The following is a 20,813-nucleotide window of genomic DNA, read 5'->3' as shown; positions in this document are numbered from 1 at the left end:
CTGGCATTCATTTTAAGGTATGGGTACTATGATAGGCATCACTCAGTCCGTGTTGAGGTTTGAGATTTTTCGCAATTAATCAGATCGCAAAAATCAGACTGAGTTCCCTTCCAACGATCTACTATTTTGAAAGTTTATTTATTAGGAGATTGATGATGAAACTGACAATATCCGCAGATAATATTAAACTCTTTATCAAGAAAATAGACGAATTAGTTAATATTGAGAATAAAAAAAAGGGGGGCGCTCTCGCCGTTGCGGTTATCCACGGCAATAAAATCATTTATCAGCGTCATATCGGAAAAGCTAGCATTGAACATGCTGTGGTTGTAAAACCTAAAACTAAATTCTATTTAGCGAGTGTTTCAAAACAATTCACGGCTTTCTGTATAGCTTTGCTGGAGAAAGAAGGAAAGATTAACGTCAAGGATAAAGTCAGACAATATTTGGATTATTTACCCGCGCATTTCTCTGATATTACTATTGAACACCTTATTCACCACACCAGCGGGTTACGGGATATATTTTTACTTTATGGTCTGGCAGGTAAAAACTCAGATTTTGACTACTGCCATGCTGACTTAGAGAGAAAGCTGATTCAACGACAACAGGCACTTAACGTCCCGTCTGGGGAATATTATCTTTATAGCAACACCGGCTATTATTTGCTGGGGGAAATCGTCAGCGTGGTTTCAGGCCAGTCGTTGAAAAAATATGTAGAAGAAAATGTTTTCGCCCCATTAAAGATGAAAAATACCTTTATCTGCGATGATGTAACCGAGATTATCTCTGACAGGGCGATGGGTTACGCTTATAATAAGGATTCAAAACGGTGGATAAGAAGCGATATCAACAATTCCGTGGTGGGTAGTGCAGGGGTTCACTCCACCGTGAATGATTTGTGTCGTTGGATGAGAGCATTTTATTCACCATCGATTGTTCAGGATCTGTTGCCTCAATTATCCCGTACACCAGATTTAACTAATGGTAATCGTAACAATTATGCTTATGGTTTGATTATTAACCGACGTGCAGGGCAAACGATAATACAACACGGTGGTACTTATGCTGGCTTCAGAGCGAGTATTTGTATTTTACCGGATGCTAAATTAGGTATCGTGATTACCGCTGCAATAGGTGTTGATGTTGCTAAATGGATAGATCGGTATATTAATATATTGCTTAACTCCGATGTTGAGCCAGAAAAGCCGCATTACCTAACCAGTGATATTGATATCACCGGTATTTTCCGGGGAATAGAGTCTTATCCTTATATTATTACCAAGGAAGACTGCTATTTATTAGGTAATGTATTTGAGAAAGGCAATCCGATTATCTTTAACGCTGATGGTACATTCCAAGAGCAAGGAGGTAAAGCTCGGTTCAGTCCTATCATTGAAAATGACAATGTTATCGCACTGAAACAGATTGATGAAAATGGTAATATTTTTTATTTTAAAAGAGTGAACGATGAAGGTAGTATCGATATTAAGCTATTGTCAGGGCGCTATTATAGTCACGAAACAGAGGCGATAATTAATGTTATAACGTCTGGTAAAGATATTTATATTGATGGGATTATCCATCCTATAAAAGAAGAGGCTTTGCGGCATATTTATGGGAATAGTTATTTGTCCACAAAAACTAAGCTTATTGTTGATTTTAAGTTTTATCCTGATGAAAATAAATATTGCCTCTATGTCAGTAATTCGCGTTGCTTGAATTTGGAATTCATTGCAGTTTAATGGACAGGTTAGTAAATACAAATTTAGAACAGTATTTCGCTAGCAAGATAGGATTGATGCTATTGTGAGAGTCTGGAGATATTTTCTATTAGATACACTTCATTCTAGGCAGAACGGTTATATTTATGTTCTGCCTGTTTTTGTAAATATTAGATCCAAAATGATTTCTGAAAGAAAATAATGTTTATAAAATTTAGATAATTTTAATTTTCGTCCGCAGTTACTTTATATTGTCATTCACACATTAAATGATAGTCATTATTACTTGGATATTTCTTGTTTACGTCTTACAGTACTGCCCATATATGTACTGATATCAAGTTGTATATATATGTTCTGTTTTGTAACCTTAAATAGAGAAATTAATGATGGAATCGATGATATCTAAAGATAATATTCAGTTGTTTATCAATAAAATAGATGAGCTGGTTAATATTGAAAATGAAAAAAAAGGTGGAGCTCTCGCAGTCGCTATTATCCACGATGATAAGATAATTTATCAGCGTCATATCGGGCAAGCTAGCATTGAACATGCTGTTGCTATACAGCCTAATACTAAATTCTATTTGGCGAGTACTTCAAAACAATTCACGGCTTTTTGCATAGCTTTGCTGGAGAAAGAAGGAAAGCTCAACGTTAAGGATAAAATCAGACAATATTTGGATTATTTACCCGAACATTTCGCTGATATTACTATTGAGCATCTTATTCATCACACCAGTGGATTACGGGATGTATTTTTACTTTATAGTTTGGTAGGTAAAAACTCAAGTTTTGACTACTGCAATGCTGATTTGATGGAAAAACTGGTCCAACGACAACAGACATTTAACGCCCCTGCTGGGGAATATTATATTTATAGCAATACGGGCTATTATTTATTGGGGGAAATTATCAATGTGGTTTCAGGTAAGTCGTTAAGAGAATATGCAGAAGAAAATATTTTCGCTCCATTAAAGATGAAAGATACCATTATCTGTGATGATATAACCGAGATTATCTCTAATCGGGCGATGGGTTACACTTATAATGAGAATTCGCAACAGTGGATAAGAAGCGATATCAACAATTCTGTGATGGGTAGTGCAGCGGTTCACTCCACTGTGAATGATTTATGTCGTTGGGCTAGAGCGTTTTATTCGCCATCGATTGTTCAGGATCTACTGCCTCAATTATCCCGTACACCAGATTTAACCAATGGCAATCGTAACAATTATGCTTACGGTTTGATTATCGAACAACGTGAAGGGCAAAGGATAATACAACATAATGGTACCTTTGCTGGCTTCCGAGCGAATATTTGTATTTTACCGGATGCTAAATTAGGTATGGCGATGACTTCTGCAACTGATGCTGATGTTGATCAATGGACGGATAAGTATATGGATATCTTGTTTAACACCCATATTGAACCGGAAAAACCATATTGCCTAACCAGTGATATTGATATCACCGGTATTTTCCGAGGGATAGAGCCTTATCCTTATATTATTACCAAAGAAGATGTTTATTTTTTAGGTGATTTATTCGAAAAAGGTAACCCGATTATTTTTAACTCTGACGGTACGTTCCAGGAGAAAGGAAGTAAAATTCAGTTCAGACCCGTCATCGAAAATGACAGTGTTATCGCACTAGAGCATATTGATGAAAATGGTAATGTTTTTTATTTGAAAAAGATGAACAATGAAAGTAGTGTCGATATTAAGTTATTATCAGGGCGCTATTATAGTCACGAAACAGAGGCAATAATTAATATTATATCATCTGGTGATGATCTTTATATTGATGGGATTATCCATCCTGTAAAAAAAGAGGCTTTGCGACATATTTATGGCAATAGTTATTTCTCATCCAGTACTGAATCTGTTATTGATTTTGAGTTTGTTCCTGAAACAAATAAATATCGTATTTATATTGGTAATTCACGTTGTTTGAATCTGGAATTTGTTGCAGTTTAATTGGCTAGTTAATATACCCTATGGATTTCAAGATGGATTGCGACGTCAAGGGAACGAATCCCCGGGAGCATAGATAACTATGTTACCGGGGTGAGTGCAGCCAACAAAGAGGCAACTTGAAAGATGGCGGGTATAAATATAAATTTAGAATAGAGTTTCACTAGCAGGATAGCATTAATGCTATTGAGAGATTAAAGATATTTTCTATTAGATGCACTTTGTTCCAGACAGAACTATTATATTTATGTTCTGTCTGTTTTCTGTAAATATCAGCTTCGGTAGTTACTTTATATTGTCCCTCATATATTAAATGATAATCATTATCGCTTGGATGTTTCCTGTTTACATTTTACAGTACTGCCCGCATATGTATTGCTATTAGATTGAATATATATGTTCTGTTTTATACCCTTAAATGAAATGAGGAAATTAATAATGGAGTTCACTATATCTACAGATAAGATTAAGTTGTTTCTCAAGAAAATAGACGAATTAGTTAATGTTGAAAATAAAAAAAGAGGTGGCGCTCTTGCCATTGCTGTTACCCACGGTAATAAAACCATTTATCAGCGTCATATCGGGCAAGCTAGCATTGAACATGCTGTAGCGATAAAACCTAATACTAAATTCTATTTAGCAAGTGTTTCAAAACAATTCACCGCTTTTTGCATAGCTTTATTGGAGAAAGAAGGAAAGCTCAGCGTCAAGGATAAAGTCGGACAATATTTGGATTATTTCCCCGCAGAATTCTCTGACATTACCATTGAACATCTTATTCACCATACCAGTGGGTTACGGGATGAATTTTTACTTTATCACCTGGCAGGTAAAAATTCAGACTTTGATCACCGCCATATTAATTTGGTGAGAAAACTGGTCCAACGGCAACAGGCACTTAATTTCATGTCTGGGGAGTATTATCTCTATAGCAACACGGGCTATAGTTTACTGGCGGAAATAGTCAGAGTAATTTCAGGTAAATCGTTGAGGAAATATGCGGAAGAAAATATTTTCGTCCCATTAAAGATGAAAGATACCTTTTTCTATGATGACATAACCGAGATTATTTCTGATCGAGCTATGGGTTGTGTTTATAACGAGAAGCTGCACCAGTGGGTAAGAGATGATATCAACAATTCTGCTGTGGGTGGCGGCGGGGTTCACTCCACCGTGAATGACTTGTGTCGTTGGATTAGAGCATTTTATTCACCATCGATTGTTCAGGATCTGTTGCCTCAATTATCCCGTACACCAGATTTAACCAATGGTAATCGCAATAATTATGCTTACGGTCTGATTATCAGTCAACGCGAAGGGCAAAAGATAATACAACATGGTGGTGCTTATGCTGGCTTCAGGTCTCACGTTTATATTTTACCGGATGCTAAATTAGGTATCGCAATTACCGCTGCAACAGGTGTTAATGTTTCTGCATGGGTGGAGCAGAATATTGATATATTGTTTAACACCCATATTGAACTGGAAAAACCGCATTGCTTAACCAGTGATATCGATATCACCGGTATTTTCCGAGGGGAAGAACCTTACCCTTATATTATTACCAAGGAGGATTGCTATTTATTGGGTAATGTATTCGAAAAAGGCAATCCGATTACTTTTAACTCTGATGGTACATTCCAAGAGGAAGGGGGTAAAATCCGATTCAGACCTATCATTAAAAATGACCGTGTTATCGCATTGGAACAGATTAATGAAAATGGCAATGTTTTTTATCTTGAAAAGAGGGTTGATGAAGGTGGTGTCGATATTCAGCAATTATCAGGACGTTATTATAACGGTGAAACAGAAGCAACGATGATTGTTTCCGCTTCTGGCAATGGGATTTATATTGATGGAGTTGTCTATCCTGGCAAAAAGGAAGTCTTACGTCGGATTCACGGGAATAGTTATTTTTCTCCCAGCACTGAACTGATTATTGATTTTGAATTAGATCCTAATACCAATAAACCTCATCTCTATGTCAGCAATTCACGTTGTTGGAAGATAGAATTTATCACAGTTTAATTTATAAAGTGATAAATTAGAATGAAGAACGACATGGTTATAGCAGAATGGAATTAATGCTATTGAGGGACTAAAGATATTTTCTATTAGATGCATTTTACTCCAGGCAGAACTATTATATTTATGTTCTGTCTGTTTTTTTAAACATCATCTCCGGTAGTCACTTTATATTGCCCACCATATATTAAATGATAATCATTATCACTTGGATGTTTCCTATTTACGTTTTACAGTACTGCCCACATATGTATTGCTATTAGATTGAATATATATGTTCTGTTTTATAACCTTAAATAAGGAAGTTAATGATGGAAGTTACTATATCTACAGATAAGATTAAGTTGTTTCTCAAGAAAATAGACGAACTGGTTAATATTGAGAATAAAAAAAAGGGTGGAGCCCTCGCCGTTGCTGTTACCCTCGGCAATAAAACCATTTATCAGCGTCATATCGGACAAGTTAGCATTGAACATGCTGTTGCAGTAAAACCTAATACTAAATTCTATTTAGCTAGTGTTTCAAAACAATTCGCCGCTTTTTGTATTGCATTGTTGGAAAAAGCAGGGAAGCTTTGCGTCAAGGATAAAGTTGGACAATATTTGGATTATTTCCCTGCCGAATTCTCTGACATTACCATTGAACATCTTATTCATCATACCAGCGGGTTACGGGATGAATTTGGGCTTTATGAGTTGGCAGGTAAAAATTCAGACTTTGACCACCGTCATATTGATTTGGTGAGAAAACTCACTCAACGGCAAAAAGCGCTTAATTATACGCCTGGCGAATACTATCTCTATAGTAATACGGGCTATAATTTGCTGGCAGAAATAGTTAGAGTGGTTTCAGGTAAATCGTTAAGAGAATATGCGGAAGAAAATGTTTTTGCCCCATTAAAGATGAAAGATACTTTTTTCTATGATGACATAACTGAGATTATTCCTGATCGAGCGATGGGTTACGCTTATAACGAGGAGTTGCACCGGTGGGTAAGAGATGATCTCAACGATGTGGTAGTCGGTGGTTCAGGGCTTCATTCTACGGTAAATGATTTGTGTCGTTGGATGAGAGCATTTTATTCACCATCGATTGTTCAGGATCTGCTGCCTCAATTATCCCGTACACCAGATTTGACTAATGGTAATCGTAATAATTATGCTTACGGTTTTATTATCAGCCAACGAGAAGGGCAAAAGATAATACAACACGGTGGTTCCTATACTGGTTTCAAATCCCATATTTGTATTTTACCGGATACTAAATTAGGTATCGCGATTACCGCTGCAACAGGTGTTGATGTTTCTGCATGGGTGGAGCAGCATATTGATATCTTGTTTAACATCGATATTAAGCCAGAAGAACCGTATTGCCTAACTAGTGATATCGATATTACCGGTATTTTCCGAGGGGCAGAGCCTTATCCTTATATTATTACCAAGGAAGAGACTTATTTGTTAGGTAATTTATTCGAAAAAGGCAACCCGATTACCTTTAACTCTGACGGTACATTCCAAGAGAAAGGTGGTAAAATCCGGTTCAGGCCAATTATTGAAAATGATAGTGTTATTGCATTAGAACAAATTGATGAAAATGGCAATGTTTTTTATTTTAAAAAAATGATTGATGAGGGTGGTGTCGATATTCAGCGATTGTCAGGGCGTTATTATAATCATGAAACAGAAGCAACGATGACTGTTTCCGTTTCTGGCGATGGGATTTATATTGATGGAGTTGTTTATATTGGTAAAAAGGAAGTCTTACGGCGAATTTATGGGAATAGTTATTTCTCGCCCAGTACTGAACTGATTATTGATTTTAAATTAGATCCTGATACCAATAAACCTCATCTCTATACCAGTACTTCACGTTGTTGGAGGATAGAATTCGTTGCAGTTTAATTTTCAAAGTGATAAATCAGAATGAAGAATGGCATTGTTATAACAGGGTGTAATTAATGCTATTGAAGGTCTAAAGATATTTTCCATTAGATGCATTTTATTCCAGGCAGAACTATTATATTTATGTTCTGTCTGTTTTTTGAAAATATCAGCTTCTGTAGTTACTTTATATTGCCATTCATATATTAAATGATGATGATTATCACTTGGATGATTTGCTATTTACGTCTTACAGTAATTACTTGTATATGATATTGCTATCAGATCGTATATATGTTCTGTTTTATAATCTTAAAATAAGGAAGTTCATGATGGAATCTACTATACCTACAGATAAAGTTAAGTTGCTCCTCAAGAAAATAGATGAATTGGTTGATATTGAAAATAAGAAAAAGGGTGGCGCTCTTGCTATTGCTGTGACCCACGGTAATAAAACGATTTATCAGCGCCATATCGGAAAGGCTAATATTGAACATGCTGTGGCTGCAAAACCTAATACTAAATTCTATTTAGCGAGTGTTTCAAAACAATTCACCGCTTTTTGCATAGCCTTATTAGAGAAAGAAGGAAAGCTCAGCGTCAAGGATAAAGTCGGGCAATATCTGGATTATTTCCCGGTAGAATTCTCTGATATTACTATTGAACATCTTATTCATCATACCAGTGGATTACGTGATGAATCTTTACTTTATCGTCTGGCAGGTAAAAACTCGCGTTTTGATTACCATAATATTGATTTGATAAGAAAGCTGACGCAGCGGCAACGAGCACTTAATTTTACACCTGGCGAATATTATGCTTATAGCAATACTGGCTATTATTTGCTGGCTGGAATAGTCAGTGTGGTTTCAGGTAAATCATTGAGAGAATATACAGAAGAAAATATTTTCGCTCCGTTAAAGATGAAAGATACTGCTTTCTATGATGATGTCACAGAGATTATTTTTGATCGGGCGATGGGTTACACTTATAACAAGGAACCGAACCGGTGGGCAAGATATGATCTCAATGGTTCCGTAGTAGGTGGCACAGGGCTTTATTCTACGGTGAATGATTTGTGTCGTTGGATCAGAGCATTTTATTCACCATCGATTGTTCAGGAGCTGTTGCATCAATTATCTCGTACACCAGATTTAACTAATGGCAATCACAATAATTATGCTTACGGCTTGATTATCAGCCAACGAGAAGGGCAAAAAATAATACAGCATGATGGTTCCTATGCTGGTTTCAAATCTGATGTTTGTATTTTGCCTGACGCTAAATTAGGTATCGCTATTACCTCTGCAACAAATATTAATGTCATTCAATGGATTGAACAGTGTCTTGATGTGTTGTTTAACACGAATATAATTGAACCGGAAAAACCACATTGTCTAACCTGTGATATCGATATCACAGGAATTTTCCGAGGGGCAACGCCTTATCCTTATATTATCACCAAGGAGGATTGCTATTTATTGGGTAGTTTATTTGGAAAAGGCGAGCCGATTACTTTTAACTCTGATGGTTCATTCCAACAGCAGGGAAGTAAAACCCGATTCAAACCTATCATTGAAAATAATAGTGTTATCGCATTGGAACAGATTGATGAAAATGGCAATGTTTTTTATTTTAACAAGATGACTGATGACGATATTATCGATATTAAGAGATTGTCAGGGAATTATTATAGTCATGAAATAGAAGCAACGGTGACTATTTCTGCTTCTGGAGATGAAATTTATATTGATGGGGTTACTTATCCTGAGAACAAAGAGGTTTTACGGCGGATTTACGGTAATAGTTATTTCTCCCCGAGTACTGAATTTGTTATCGATTTTGAATTGGACTCTGATATGAATAAGCCTCACCTTTATATCAATGACTGGGGTTGCTGGAGGGTAGAATTTGTTGCAGTTTAATTTTTAAAGTGATAAATCAGAATGAAGAATGGTATTGTTATAACAGGGTGTAATTAATGCTGTTGAGGGCCTAAAGATATTTTCCATTAGATGCATTTTGTTCCAGGCAGAACTATTATATTTATGTTCTGTCTGTTTTTTGAAAACATCAGCTTCCGTAGTTACTTTATATTGCCATTCATATATTAAATGATAGTCATTATCACTTGGATGTTTCCTGTTTACGTCTTATAGTACTGCCCATATATGTATTGCTATTAGGTTGAATATATATGTCCTGTCTTATAACCTTAAATAAGGAAATTCATGATGGAATCAACGATATCTGCAAATAATATTAACTCTTTTATCAAAAAAATAGACGAACTGGTTAATATTGAAAATAAAAAAAAGGGAGGCGCACTCGCTGTTGCTGTTACTCACGGTAATAAAACAATTTATCAGCGCCATATCGGAAAGGCTAACATTGGACATGCTGTTGCTGTGAAACCTAATACTAAATTCTATTTGGCGAGCGTTTCAAAACAATTCACGGCTTTTTGCATTGCTTTGTTGGAGAAAGAAGGAAAGCTTTGCGTTAAGGATAAAGTTGGACAATATTTGGATTATTTCCCCGCAGAATTCTCTGATATTACCATTGAGCATCTTATTCACCATACCAGTGGATTACGTGATCAATTTTTACTTTATAGCCTGGCAGGTAAAAATTCAGCCTTTGACCACCGTCATATTGATTTGGTGAGAAAACTGACGCAACGACAACAAGCGCTTAATTTTACGCCTGGAGAATATTATCTCTATAGCAACACGGGTTATAATTTAATGGCGGAAATAGTCAGAGTAGTTTCAGGCCAGTCGCTGAGAGAATATGCAGAAGAAAATGTTTTCGTCCCATTAAAGATGAAAGATACCTTTTTCTATGATGACGTTACCGAGATTATTTTTGACCGGGCAATGGGGTACTCCTATAACGAGGACTCGAACCGATGGATAAGAGAAGATCTCAATGATGCGGCGGTAGGAGGTTCGGGGCTATATTCTACAGTGAATGATTTGTGTCGCTGGATGAGAGCGTTTTATTCGCCATCGATTGTTCAGGATCTATTGCCTCAATTATCTCGTACGCCAGATTTAACTAATGGCAATCGTAACAATTATGCTTACGGTTTTGCGATCAGCCAACGTGAAGGGCAAAAGATAATACGACATGATGGTGGTTATGGTGGCTTCAGATCAGAAGTTTGTATTTTGCCTGATGCTGAATTAGGTATTGCTGTTACTTCTGCAATGAATACTAATGTCTCTAAGCTTGTTCGACAATGTTTTGACGTATTGTTTAATCCCAATGGTACTAAACTAGAAAAACAGCCTTGTCGGACTGGTGATATTGATATTACGGGTATATTCAAAGGAATACAACCTTATCCTTATATTATTACCAAAGAAGATTGCTATTTATTAGGTAATTTATTCGAGAAAGGCAACCCGATTATCTTTAATTCTGATGGAACATTCCAAGAGGTGGATGGGAAAATTCGGTTCAGACCTATCATTGAAAATGACAGTATTATTGCATTGGAGCAGATTAATGAAAATGGCAATGTTTTTTATCTAGATAAGATGATTGATGATGGTGGTACCGATATTCAGCTACTATTAGGATATTATTATAACCACGAAACAGAATCTGTGCTCACTGTTGCAGCTTCTGAAGATGAGCTTTATATCGATGCCATTATTTCTTCTGAAAGAAAAGAGGTCTTACATCGGATTTATGGGAACAGTTATTTTTCTCCTAGCACAGAGATTATTATTGATTTTGAATTAAACTCTGACACGAATAAACCTTATCTTTATCTCAGTAATGGTCGTTGCTGGAATATAGAATTCGTCCCAGTTTAATTGATAGTGTTGTGAACACGAGTTGAGAATAGTGTTTTTCTGGTAGAATTGATTGAATTATATTAGGCAGAATTTCCATATTATTATTCTGCCTTATCACACTGTATGTATGTTATTTTTATATAACCTTAAATAAGGAAATTAATGATGGAATTGACGATATCTAGAGATAATATTAAGTCTCTTGTTAATAAAATAGACAATTTAATTGATATTGAAAATAAGAAAAATGGCGGTGCCCTCGCGGTTGCTGTTACCCACGGAAATGAAACCATTTATAAGCGCCATATCGGGCAGGCTAGTATTGAACATGCTGCTGTCATAACCCCAAATACGAAATTCTATATGGCGAGTGTTTCAAAACAATTCACCGCTTTTTGTATTGCTTTGTTGGAAAAAGAAGGAAAGATCAACGTCAAGGATAAAGTTGGAAAATATGTGGATTATTTCCCGGCACATTTCTCTGATATTACCATTGAGCATCTTATTCATCATACCAGTGGGTTACGGGATAAATATGCCCCTTATGGCTTGGCGGGTAAAAACTCAGATTTTGATCACCGCAGTATAGATTTATTAAGAAAATTGATTCAACGGCAACAAAAGCTTAATTTCATGCCTGGGGAATATTTTCGCTATACCAATATGGGTTATAATTTGTTGGCAGAAATCATCAAAGTGGTTTCGGGTAAATCGTTAAGAGAATATGCGAAAGAAAATATCTTTATTCCATTAAAGATGAATAATACCTCTTTCTATGATGATGTTACTGAGGTTATCTCTGACCGGGCGATAGGTTATGTCTATAACGAAGATTCAAATCAATGGATAAGATCGGATCACAACGATTCAACTATAGGTAGTGCGGGGCTTCGTTCTACAGTGAGTGATTTATGCCGCTGGATGAAAGCATTTTATTCACCATCGATTGTTCGGGATATGTTGCCTCATTTATCTCGTATGCCAAATTTAGCCAATGGCAATCGGAACAATTATGCTTATGGTTTGATGATCAGCCAACGTGAAGGGCAAAAGATAATACGGCACGATGGCGCCTATGGTGGTTTTAAAGCTGATGTTTGTGTTTTACCTGATGCTAAATTAGGTATTGTGATTACGGCTGCAACAGGTATTAATAGTGTTGAGTTTACTAATCAATGTCTTAATGTATTATTTAACACTGATATGACTGAACCAGAGCATTGCCGAACTAGTAATATTGATATTACCGGTATGTTCAAGGGGGCTGATCCCTATCCCTATATTATTACCAAGGAAGATTGCTATTTATTAGGTAATTTATTCGAGAAAGGTAATCCGATTATCTTTAACGCCGATGGAACATTCCAAGAGAAGGGCGGAGAAATCCGGTTCAGACCGATCATTCAAAATAACAGTGTTATCGCACTGGAACAGATTGATGAAAATGACAATGTTTTCTATTTGAAGAAGATGACTGGTAAAGGTGATATTGATATTCATCGATTATCAGGTCGCTATTATAATAACGAAACGGAATCAATTGTCAATATTGAAGCATCCGGTCATGATCTTTATATTGATGCAGTTGTCTTGCCTGGAAAAAAAGAGGTCTTACGATGGGCTTATGAGAATAGTTATTTATCTACCAGTACTCAACTTATTATTGATTTCGAATTAAATCATGACACAAATAAACCTCGTCTTTATGTCAATGATTCACGTTGTTGGAAGATAGAATTCGTCCCGGTTTAATTGATAGGGTTATAAATATGAATTAATGGCCGTGTTTTTTGGGAAGGATGAGAAGATTAGATTGAGATCATAAAGATATTTTCTATCTAATCTATTTATTTTCAGGCAGAACTATTATGACGATGTTCTGCCTGTTCGGCATGATTACGATATTTTAATTGCTTCATAGATTGTTTTTGGTTTATATTCTCATCGTCCTTGATAGGTTAAGGATAAATCTTCCCTCTAATTAGATATATAATTTAGTCTTTATTATAATAGAAGGGAGGTAAATTTATGAAAAAGGGTAAATCATGTGATGTTAATTCATATTTCCTAATCTGGTGTTAGAGGAATAATTTAAATCAGAATGTACAGGGTATAGTAAATAAAAAATCTATATTTAGTTACGAAATTATATTTGTTCGAATGTTATTGTCCATTTTTTATAAATGTAATTAACGGCTATTTTAAATAGAGTAAAACGATAATAGGCAGAAATATTTAACATGGTTAATATAAATAAAACATATCTATCTGAGGATGATCAGAGATCTTGGGATTTTGATTCTGAGGTCGTTATTGGGTTAGTTGGCGCTGTAGGAACGGATCTGGAAATAATTAAAGATTCTATAACACAGAAACTTAATGCATTCAGGTATGATGTACAGGAATTAAGAATATCTTCTGAAATTATTTCAGTATTAAGAGATATTCCCTCAACAAAGGATAATTACGAAAGGATAAGTTGTTTAATGTCGGAGGGTAATTACTTAAGAGAGGTTAGTCAGGATAATTCTATATTGGCGTTAGCCGCAGCAGCAAAAATAAATAAAGGAAGAGATAAAAGATCTTGTTTTTCAACGCCATCTTATAGAAAAGCATATATTATAAATTCTCTTAAACACCCGGATGAGGTCAATGCGTTAAGGGATATTTATGCAAATGGTTTTTTCCTGATAGGTGTATATACTGGCGAATCGCAAAGATTAAAAAATCTTATTGTTGATAAATGTATTGATGAGGTAAAGGCTAAAAAGTTGATCGATCGTGATTCCAATGAGGGGAATAAGTGGGGACAGCATACCAGAGATACCTATGAGTTATCAGATTTCTTTATACATTATGATGGAAATAAAAATAGGACCGACAATAATATATGGAGAATATTAGATCTTATTTTTGGTAATCCATATGTCACACCAACCTTTGATGAATACGCAATGTTTATGGCTTTTTCTGCTTCTTTACGATCAGGGGATCTTTCCCGTCAGGTTGGTGCTGTATTAACGAAAGATAAGAACATAATCTCAACGGGAGCTAATGATGTACCACGATTCGGCGGAGGATTATATTGGCCTGATTATGTAGGAGATGCAATTGAAGATGCTGAAAATGGTAGAGATTATAAGATAGGCGAGGATTCAAATGCGAAACAGAAAAGGTTAATTATTGAAGATGTACTTAAAGATATTGTAGATGAACAAAAGGAAGTATTTAAGGAATATCTCCTAAAAAGCAAGATAAAAGATATTACCGAATATGGAAGGGTTGTGCATGCTGAAATGGAGGCAATCTTGGCATGTGCAAGAAGTAATATTAGTACTCATAATGGAATATTGTATTGTACTACATTCCCTTGCCATAATTGTGCAAAACATATTGTTGCCAGTGGTATAAAACGAGTTGTCTATATTGAACCTTATCCTAAAAGCAAAGCTTTTGATTTTCATCCTGATTCTATTTCAATACCTGAAGAAGATATTTCTGATAGTAAAGTGATTTTTGAGCCATTCGTGGGAATTGGACCTCGCTGTTTCTTTAACTTGTTCTCAACAAATCTAGGGATAGGATATAAAGTAAGAAGAAAAGATAAAAATGGTAAAGCTGTTAAATGGTATAGAAAAGATGGCAGACTTAGGATGCAGATGCTACCATTATCTTATGTAGAAAAAGAGTCACAATCAGTAATTAACGTAGATAACTTAATAAAGGAGTTAAAAAAATGACTGAGAAAGAAGAGTTTTTGGCTTATATAGCGGAGATGAGAAAAATAGTTGAGCAATGGCCAGATTGGAAAAAAGTTGGATTGAGAACTCCTCGTAACCCGTATATATCCGGTAGAGATAATATTGCGTTAAAACCTGGAGATCATGAGGCTTTCACTAAAAATAAATTGGTATAACTTATTTTTACTTATTGAAAAGCAGAGTACTTGATGAGGTCTTTTTGTTTTCTGTTGTTAGAAAACTAATTAAAATAATAGAGTAAGATTTTATTTCAACACCTTGATAGCCACATCGATGTGGGAAAACATAAAAAGTAACCCTTTTTAGGGTTACTAGTAAATATAGTGAATAACGTAAACTCATTATTTATTTTCAAAAAACGCTCGTCTTAAACCTAATTCCAGACCACGAATTTCTGCCAAACCTTTTAATCGGCCAATACAGGAATAGCCGGGATTAGTCTGTTTTTTCAAGTCATCAATTATTTGATGGCCGTGATCAGGGCGCATAGGTATCAAACGGCTATCTCCAGCCTTCTTACGGCGATATTCTTCACGCAGGATTTCCATAACGACATTATACATATCCACATCACCTGCCAGATGAGCGGCTTCATGGAACGTTTTGCTGTTTTCTTCCCGTTGGGTGGAGCGCAGGTGAGTGAAATAGATTCGGTTGCCATAGCGTTTAATCATCTCAACCAAATCATTATCACCACGAACGCCATAGGAGCCGGTACACATCGTAATTCCATTAGCCGGGCTTGGTTCAATGGTGGTCAGCCATTCAATATCTTCAATAGTGGAAATAATACGCGGTAAGCCCAGAATAGGACGCGGCGGATCATCCGGGTGAATTGCCAGACGTAAACCATATTCTTCACATACAGGAACAATCTGGTGCAGGAAATAAGCCAAATGTTCACGCAGTTTATCGCGGGTAATATCTTTGTAGCGATCTAATTGCGCCTGAAATTCTGCTAACGTATAACCTTCTTCGGCTCCCGGCAGACCGGCAATAATATTAGTGGTGAGTTTCTTAATATCAGCAGCAGACATGTTGTCGTAATAGACTTTTGCCTGAGCTTGTTCTTCGACGGTGTAATCAGCTTCTGCATCTGGACGTTTGAGGATATAGATTTCAAATGCGGCAAAGGCAATTTGATCAAAACGTAGGGCTTTAGAACCATCAGGGAGTGTGTATTCCAGATCGGTGCGTGTCCAGTCCAGCACAGGCATAAAGTTATAGCAGACGGTATCGATGCCGCATTCCGCTAAATTTTTCAGTGAAGTTTTGTAGTTATTAATCCATTGCTGATAGTGACCGGTCTGGGTTTTAATCTCTTCATGGACAGGCACACTTTCAACAACTGACCAGATAAGCCCCTTATTTTCGATGAGGGTTTTACGGGCCAGTATTTCATCTTTGTTCCAAATGTGTCCGTTAGGAATATGGTGTAATGCGGTAACGATGCCGGTTGCACCAGCCTGACGGATATCATCTAAAGAAACGGGATCATTTGGGCCGAACCAACGCCAGGTTTGTTCCATTGTTATCTACCTTATATACAAACGTCAGAATAAAAAACAGTCATCAGAACAACTGGATATAAAAACTTATTTACAGGGATATGAGTTAAAGAGATAACCGTCGAAATAGGGATCGTCAACATCAGACAATTCCAGTAAACGTAATTTCACATTCTCCAAATGTTGCCACATTGCTTGTTTGGCTGCCGCCGGATCTTTCTTGATCATGGCGGATAAAATGATCTGATGGTCATGCAGCCACTCTTTACGATAATCTTTATCGGTAATTCGCGTGTGCAGTTTCTGCCACATGGGATTATTTTCCCGCCATGCCCAAGATTGTTTAAGCAGTTCAACTAACATACTGTTATGGGTTGCTTCCGCAATCGCCAGATGGAATTCTCTGTCGCCGGATTCATCTTCACCGGAGGCCAAATCTTCGGATTCCTTTTGCAATGCCCGACGCATATTAGCAATGTTATTTGGTGTCACTTGCATAGCGGCAAATTCGGCAATATTACTTTCCAGTAATTGGCGAGCTTGTAATAGCTCAAAAGGCCCGGCTGCGTTAACTGAGCATGAAGAGGAAGCTGGCAGGTGAGGGCGGTTAATAATATAGATTCCGGAACCTTTACGGACTTCAATAAGGTTTTCGAGTTCGAGCATAATTAATGCTTCACGCACAACGGTTCTGGAAACTCCTAATAATTCAGCAAGCTCTCGTTCTGGGGGGAAGCGATCCCCAATACGATATTTCTGGTTGGCAATCATCTCTCTTAATGAGATGCCGACTTCTTGATAAGGACGTTTTGGCTCAAATAAGTGCTTCATGGTGTCACTATTGTTGTCATGATTATTGATGTTATTGTGTAGATAATAGTCAAAAACAGAAATTGGTCAACCAAAAGTGCCGCTTAAAGGCGAAGGCCATTTGGCCTTCGCCAATGATTATCTGACTGCGCGGATGCGTTCTACCATACGGTAAAGCATTGGATCGCTTTTCTTCATGTCGTCATACATAGGTTTGACCGCTTCTTCAAACGATTTTTGATCTACATCGACGAATTGGACTCCAATTTTCTCTGCATTCTGGCGCTCTTTCTCTTCTGATTTTTCCCATAATTTCGTCATATATTCCGAAGAGTGGGTTGCCGCATTGATGAGGATTTTTTGTTGTTCCGATGACAGCTTATTTAGCGATTTAGTAGAAATAACAAGAACGTCTGGCACCATCGTATGTTTATCCAGTGAGAAGTATCTGGCAACTTCACTGTGACGGCTCAGGCTAAAAGAGGGAATATTATTTTCTGCGGCATCGACGACACCTTGTTGTAGAGCAGTATACAGTTCACCGTAAGCCAGCGGAGTTGGATTACCACCTAAATTTTTCACCATTGAAATGGCTGTTGGGCTAGGCTGAACCCGAATTTTCATGCCTTTTAGATCCTCGGGCGTGCGGATCGGTTTTTTGGCGTAGAAGCTACGTGCTCCGGCTTCATAGTAGGTTATGCCAATAAAGCCGCGGTTTTTGCTGGATGCCAGAATCTCTTTGCCAATCTCGCCGTTTTTAACTTTTTCGTAATGGGCTTTATCACGGAACAGATAAGGTAAGTTAAAAGCAGAATAAGCGGGCGAGAAAGCTTCCAGTTCTGCGGCATTGGATTTGACTAAATCCAGTGCGCCATTTTGCATCAGTTCCATCGATTCCCGTTGATTACCCAATTGTGCGTCTGGATAGATCCGAATACGAACATCACCATTCGTTTTTTGGCGAACTTCATCAGCAAACTGAGTCATTGCCTTGTGTACTGCATGGTCGCGGTTGTGGTTATGGCTGAGTTTTAATGTTGTTACTGCCATAACTTGTGACGCGCCTAAGGCAAATATCGCTCCGATTACAGTAGATAAAATACGCTTAGCATTGCTCATTATTCGTTCTCCAATTGTTGTAAATAGGTTACGGGTACAACTGAACTGACGGTCAAACCATAAGCATCACTTCGGATTTCGTCAAAAAGTAAAAGCAATTTGGTTGACCAATATCACAAAATAATCGGCACAATGGGTGAACCAGTCAGTTTGTGATCCCGCTCACTGGATGTTTTTTTGACCTGGATCTTATAATCCAAGCAACGTAAAGCTTCCTTTACTGATTTTGGTCAGACAGTTTGTCCATTTGGTCAATCAAATAGGGCGTACATTGAGGCCAATAAGGATAAAGCCCCGTGAAAAACCTTGTGTATTGCATCAATAAAGGTTTGGCATTTTTTACCGTCAGCCTTTCCGTTTTTTTGGTGTTTTGTGTCACATGGCAGGTGGTTTCCCGCTATGTGTTTGGTATGCCGAGTACGGTAACGGATGAACTCGCTCGTTATCTGTTTATGTGGGTCGCCATGATTGGCGCGGCGTATACCACAGGTCAGCATCGCCATTTAGCTATCGACCTGTTAACGATGAAACTTAAGGGGATAGGCAAAAATAGTGTGGGTTTGGTGATCCAGGCCGCGATCGCGCTGTTTGCTTCGATCGTGTTGGTATATGGCGGATCGATATTGGTGATCTCAACTCTTAAAACCGGACAAATTACGCCCGCGCTAGGGCTACCGATGGGATATGTCTATTTATGTCTGCCAATTAGCGGTGTTCTGATGATTTGCTATGTGCTGGTAGACATTGTTGAGCTTATTCAGAATTTTTCAGGTAAAGACACGGTTGTTTCTGAAAATCAATAAAGTCACCAGGCGGAAGAGGATGAGCTTATGGACTGGCAAGTGGTTTTAGCGTTGTTCGGTAGTTTTGCTGTGTTGTTGGCACTGGGCGTACCGGTATCCTTTGCGATTGGTCTGTCATCATTACTGGCAATTATGATGACGTTGCCAATGGAGGCGGCGATTACGGTGGTTGCTCAACGTATGGCAGTAGGTGTTGATAATTTCTCTTTACTGGCTATTCCATTCTTTATTCTGGCGGGAAATATTATGAATCAGGGGGGAATCGCTGCCCGCCTGATTAATCTGGCAAAAGTTATGGGCGGCCGTTTGCCCGGCTCTCTGGTGCACGTCAATATTATGGCGAATATGTTTTTCGGCGCGATTTCAGGCTCAGCGGTGGCATCGGCTGCGGCGGTCGGCGGAACGATGGCGCCAATGCAGAAAAAAGAGGGTTATGAACCGGAATACTCCGCGGCTGTAAACATTGCTTCCTGCCCTGCGGGTTTGTTGATCCCGCCAAGTAACACCCTGATTGTTTACTCACTGGTTTCTGGCGGCACATCAATTGCCGCACTGTTTTTGGCGGGTTATATTCCCGGCATTTTGATGGGCGTATCCTTGATGGTTGTGGCGGCAATTATTGCCAAACGCCGTGGTTATCCAGTGTCACCCAAGCCTACATGGAACGAGTTTTTCACCACCTTGGTTCGCGCATTGCCTTCCCTGATGCTGGTTGTGGTCATTATGGGAGGGATCATTGCCGGTATTTTTACCGCCACAGAAGCCTCGGCGATTGCCGTGTTATACAGCTTTGTATTAGCAGTATTGATTTACCGTGAAGTCAGTATCACCAAACTACCAAAAATCATTCTCGATTCTGCGGTGACTACCTCCATTGTTTTGTTGCTGATTGGTGCATCGATGGGAATGTCTTGGGCAATGGCGAATGCGGATCTGCCCTATTTGATCGCTGATGCGCTAATGGCGGTTTCTGAGAATCCACTGGTTATTCTGCTGGTCATTAATATCATTCTGTTGCTGGTCGGAACTTTTATGGATATGACTCCGGCGATTCTTATTTTTACGCCGATTTTCCTGCCGGTAGCGCAGAATATGGGGGTTGATCCGGTACATTTCGGTATCATTATGACCTTCAACCTGGCTATTGGTATTTGTACGCCGCCGGTAGGGAGTGCGCTGTTTGTGGGTTGTTCCATCGGTGATGTCAGCATTAATAAGGTATTGAAACCTTTGGTACCCATGTATTGCGCTTTGGTTATCGCGTTGATGTTGGTGACTTTTATACCGCAACTGAGCTTGTGGCTGCCTCAGATGTTACTGAATTACTAAGCATTTATACCCGTCATCTTTCAAGTTGCCTCTTTGTTGGCTGCACTCACTCACCCCGGTCACATAGTT

14 protein-coding genes are annotated in these 20,813 nt (G+C 37.9%); 11 read left to right on the top strand and 3 right to left on the bottom strand.

Annotated elements, in window-relative coordinates:
* The first annotated feature begins 152 nt into the window (after positions 1 to 152).
* The 9 genes from BA1DRAFT_RS11210 to BA1DRAFT_RS11170 all read left to right on the top strand — a co-directional run bounded on the left by BA1DRAFT_RS11210 (position 153) and on the right by BA1DRAFT_RS11170 (position 15,330).
* The gene (locus BA1DRAFT_RS11210; protein WP_036778972.1) at positions 153 to 1,745 is read left to right on the top strand and encodes a serine hydrolase domain-containing protein; all 1,593 of its coding nucleotides are present in this window, start codon (positions 153 to 155) and stop codon (positions 1,743 to 1,745) included.
* A 365-nt stretch (positions 1,746 to 2,110) separates the two neighbouring features.
* Complete coding sequence (locus BA1DRAFT_RS11205) at positions 2,111 to 3,703, top strand: serine hydrolase domain-containing protein (protein WP_036778969.1); 1,593 nt, start codon at positions 2,111 to 2,113, stop codon at positions 3,701 to 3,703.
* A 435-nt stretch (positions 3,704 to 4,138) separates the two neighbouring features.
* Positions 4,139 to 5,728 carry a serine hydrolase domain-containing protein gene (locus tag BA1DRAFT_RS21290; protein WP_051560748.1) on the top strand — a complete coding sequence of 530 codons (1,590 nt, stop codon included), beginning with the start codon at positions 4,139 to 4,141 and terminating at the stop codon, positions 5,726 to 5,728.
* Positions 5,729 to 6,033: 305 nt separating this feature from the next.
* Positions 6,034 to 7,626, top strand: a complete 1,593-nt coding sequence (locus tag BA1DRAFT_RS21285) for a serine hydrolase domain-containing protein (protein WP_051560747.1) — start codon at positions 6,034 to 6,036, stop codon at positions 7,624 to 7,626.
* Positions 7,627 to 7,934: 308 nt separating this feature from the next.
* The gene (locus BA1DRAFT_RS21280) at positions 7,935 to 9,530 is read left to right on the top strand and encodes a serine hydrolase domain-containing protein (RefSeq protein WP_051560746.1); all 1,596 of its coding nucleotides are present in this window, start codon (positions 7,935 to 7,937) and stop codon (positions 9,528 to 9,530) included.
* 306 nt (positions 9,531 to 9,836) lie between these two features.
* Positions 9,837 to 11,432, top strand: a complete 1,596-nt coding sequence (locus BA1DRAFT_RS21275) for a serine hydrolase domain-containing protein (RefSeq protein ID WP_051560745.1) — start codon at positions 9,837 to 9,839, stop codon at positions 11,430 to 11,432.
* A 144-nt stretch (positions 11,433 to 11,576) separates the two neighbouring features.
* Positions 11,577 to 13,166: a serine hydrolase domain-containing protein gene (locus BA1DRAFT_RS11180; protein ID WP_036778967.1), complete on the top strand. Its 1,590-nt coding sequence runs from the start codon at positions 11,577 to 11,579 to the stop codon at positions 13,164 to 13,166.
* Between the two features lie 488 nt (positions 13,167 to 13,654).
* Positions 13,655 to 15,154 (top strand): anti-phage dCTP deaminase, encoded by a 1,500-nt coding sequence (locus BA1DRAFT_RS11175; protein WP_036778964.1) that lies wholly within the window; start codon positions 13,655 to 13,657, stop codon positions 15,152 to 15,154.
* On the top strand, positions 15,151 to 15,330 hold the full coding sequence (locus BA1DRAFT_RS11170) for a hypothetical protein (protein ID WP_036778963.1): 180 nt from the start codon (positions 15,151 to 15,153) through the stop codon (positions 15,328 to 15,330). The genes BA1DRAFT_RS11175 and BA1DRAFT_RS11170 overlap by 4 nt, the downstream gene beginning before the upstream one ends.
* A 186-nt stretch (positions 15,331 to 15,516) precedes the next feature.
* Here the strand turns inward: BA1DRAFT_RS11170 and uxuA are convergent, their stop codons facing one another.
* The 3 genes from uxuA to BA1DRAFT_RS11155 form a co-directional block, all read right to left on the bottom strand.
* Positions 15,517 to 16,704 (bottom strand): mannonate dehydratase, encoded by a 1,188-nt coding sequence (gene uxuA / locus BA1DRAFT_RS11165; protein WP_036778960.1) that lies wholly within the window; start codon positions 16,702 to 16,704, stop codon positions 15,517 to 15,519.
* Positions 16,705 to 16,770: 66 nt separating this feature from the next.
* Positions 16,771 to 17,514, bottom strand: coding sequence for an FCD domain-containing protein (locus BA1DRAFT_RS11160; protein ID WP_036778958.1), 744 nt, complete (start codon positions 17,512 to 17,514; stop codon positions 16,771 to 16,773).
* Positions 17,515 to 17,631: 117 nt separating this feature from the next.
* Positions 17,632 to 18,612 carry a TRAP transporter substrate-binding protein gene (locus BA1DRAFT_RS11155; protein ID WP_036778956.1) on the bottom strand — a complete coding sequence of 327 codons (981 nt, stop codon included), beginning with the start codon at positions 18,610 to 18,612 and terminating at the stop codon, positions 17,632 to 17,634.
* 296 nt (positions 18,613 to 18,908) lie between these two features.
* Here BA1DRAFT_RS11155 and BA1DRAFT_RS11150 point away from each other — a divergent pair, with 296 nt between their 5' ends.
* Both BA1DRAFT_RS11150 and BA1DRAFT_RS11145 read left to right on the top strand, forming a co-directional pair.
* Entirely contained in the window at positions 18,909 to 19,415 is a 507-nt protein-coding gene (locus BA1DRAFT_RS11150; RefSeq protein ID WP_036778954.1) for a TRAP transporter small permease, read from the top strand.
* Positions 19,416 to 19,442: 27 nt separating this feature from the next.
* Entirely contained in the window at positions 19,443 to 20,744 is a 1,302-nt protein-coding gene (locus BA1DRAFT_RS11145) for a TRAP transporter large permease (RefSeq protein WP_036778952.1), read from the top strand.
* The last annotated feature ends 69 nt before the right edge of the window (positions 20,745 to 20,813 follow it).

Origin of the sequence: Photorhabdus aegyptia (genome assembly GCF_000612035.1) — a bacterium.
In the GTDB taxonomy this organism is placed as follows: Bacteria; Pseudomonadota; Gammaproteobacteria; order Enterobacterales; family Enterobacteriaceae; genus Photorhabdus; species Photorhabdus akhurstii.
The sequence above is the reverse complement of the archived record's forward strand: the minus strand, read 5'-3'. Positions and strand labels throughout refer to the sequence as shown.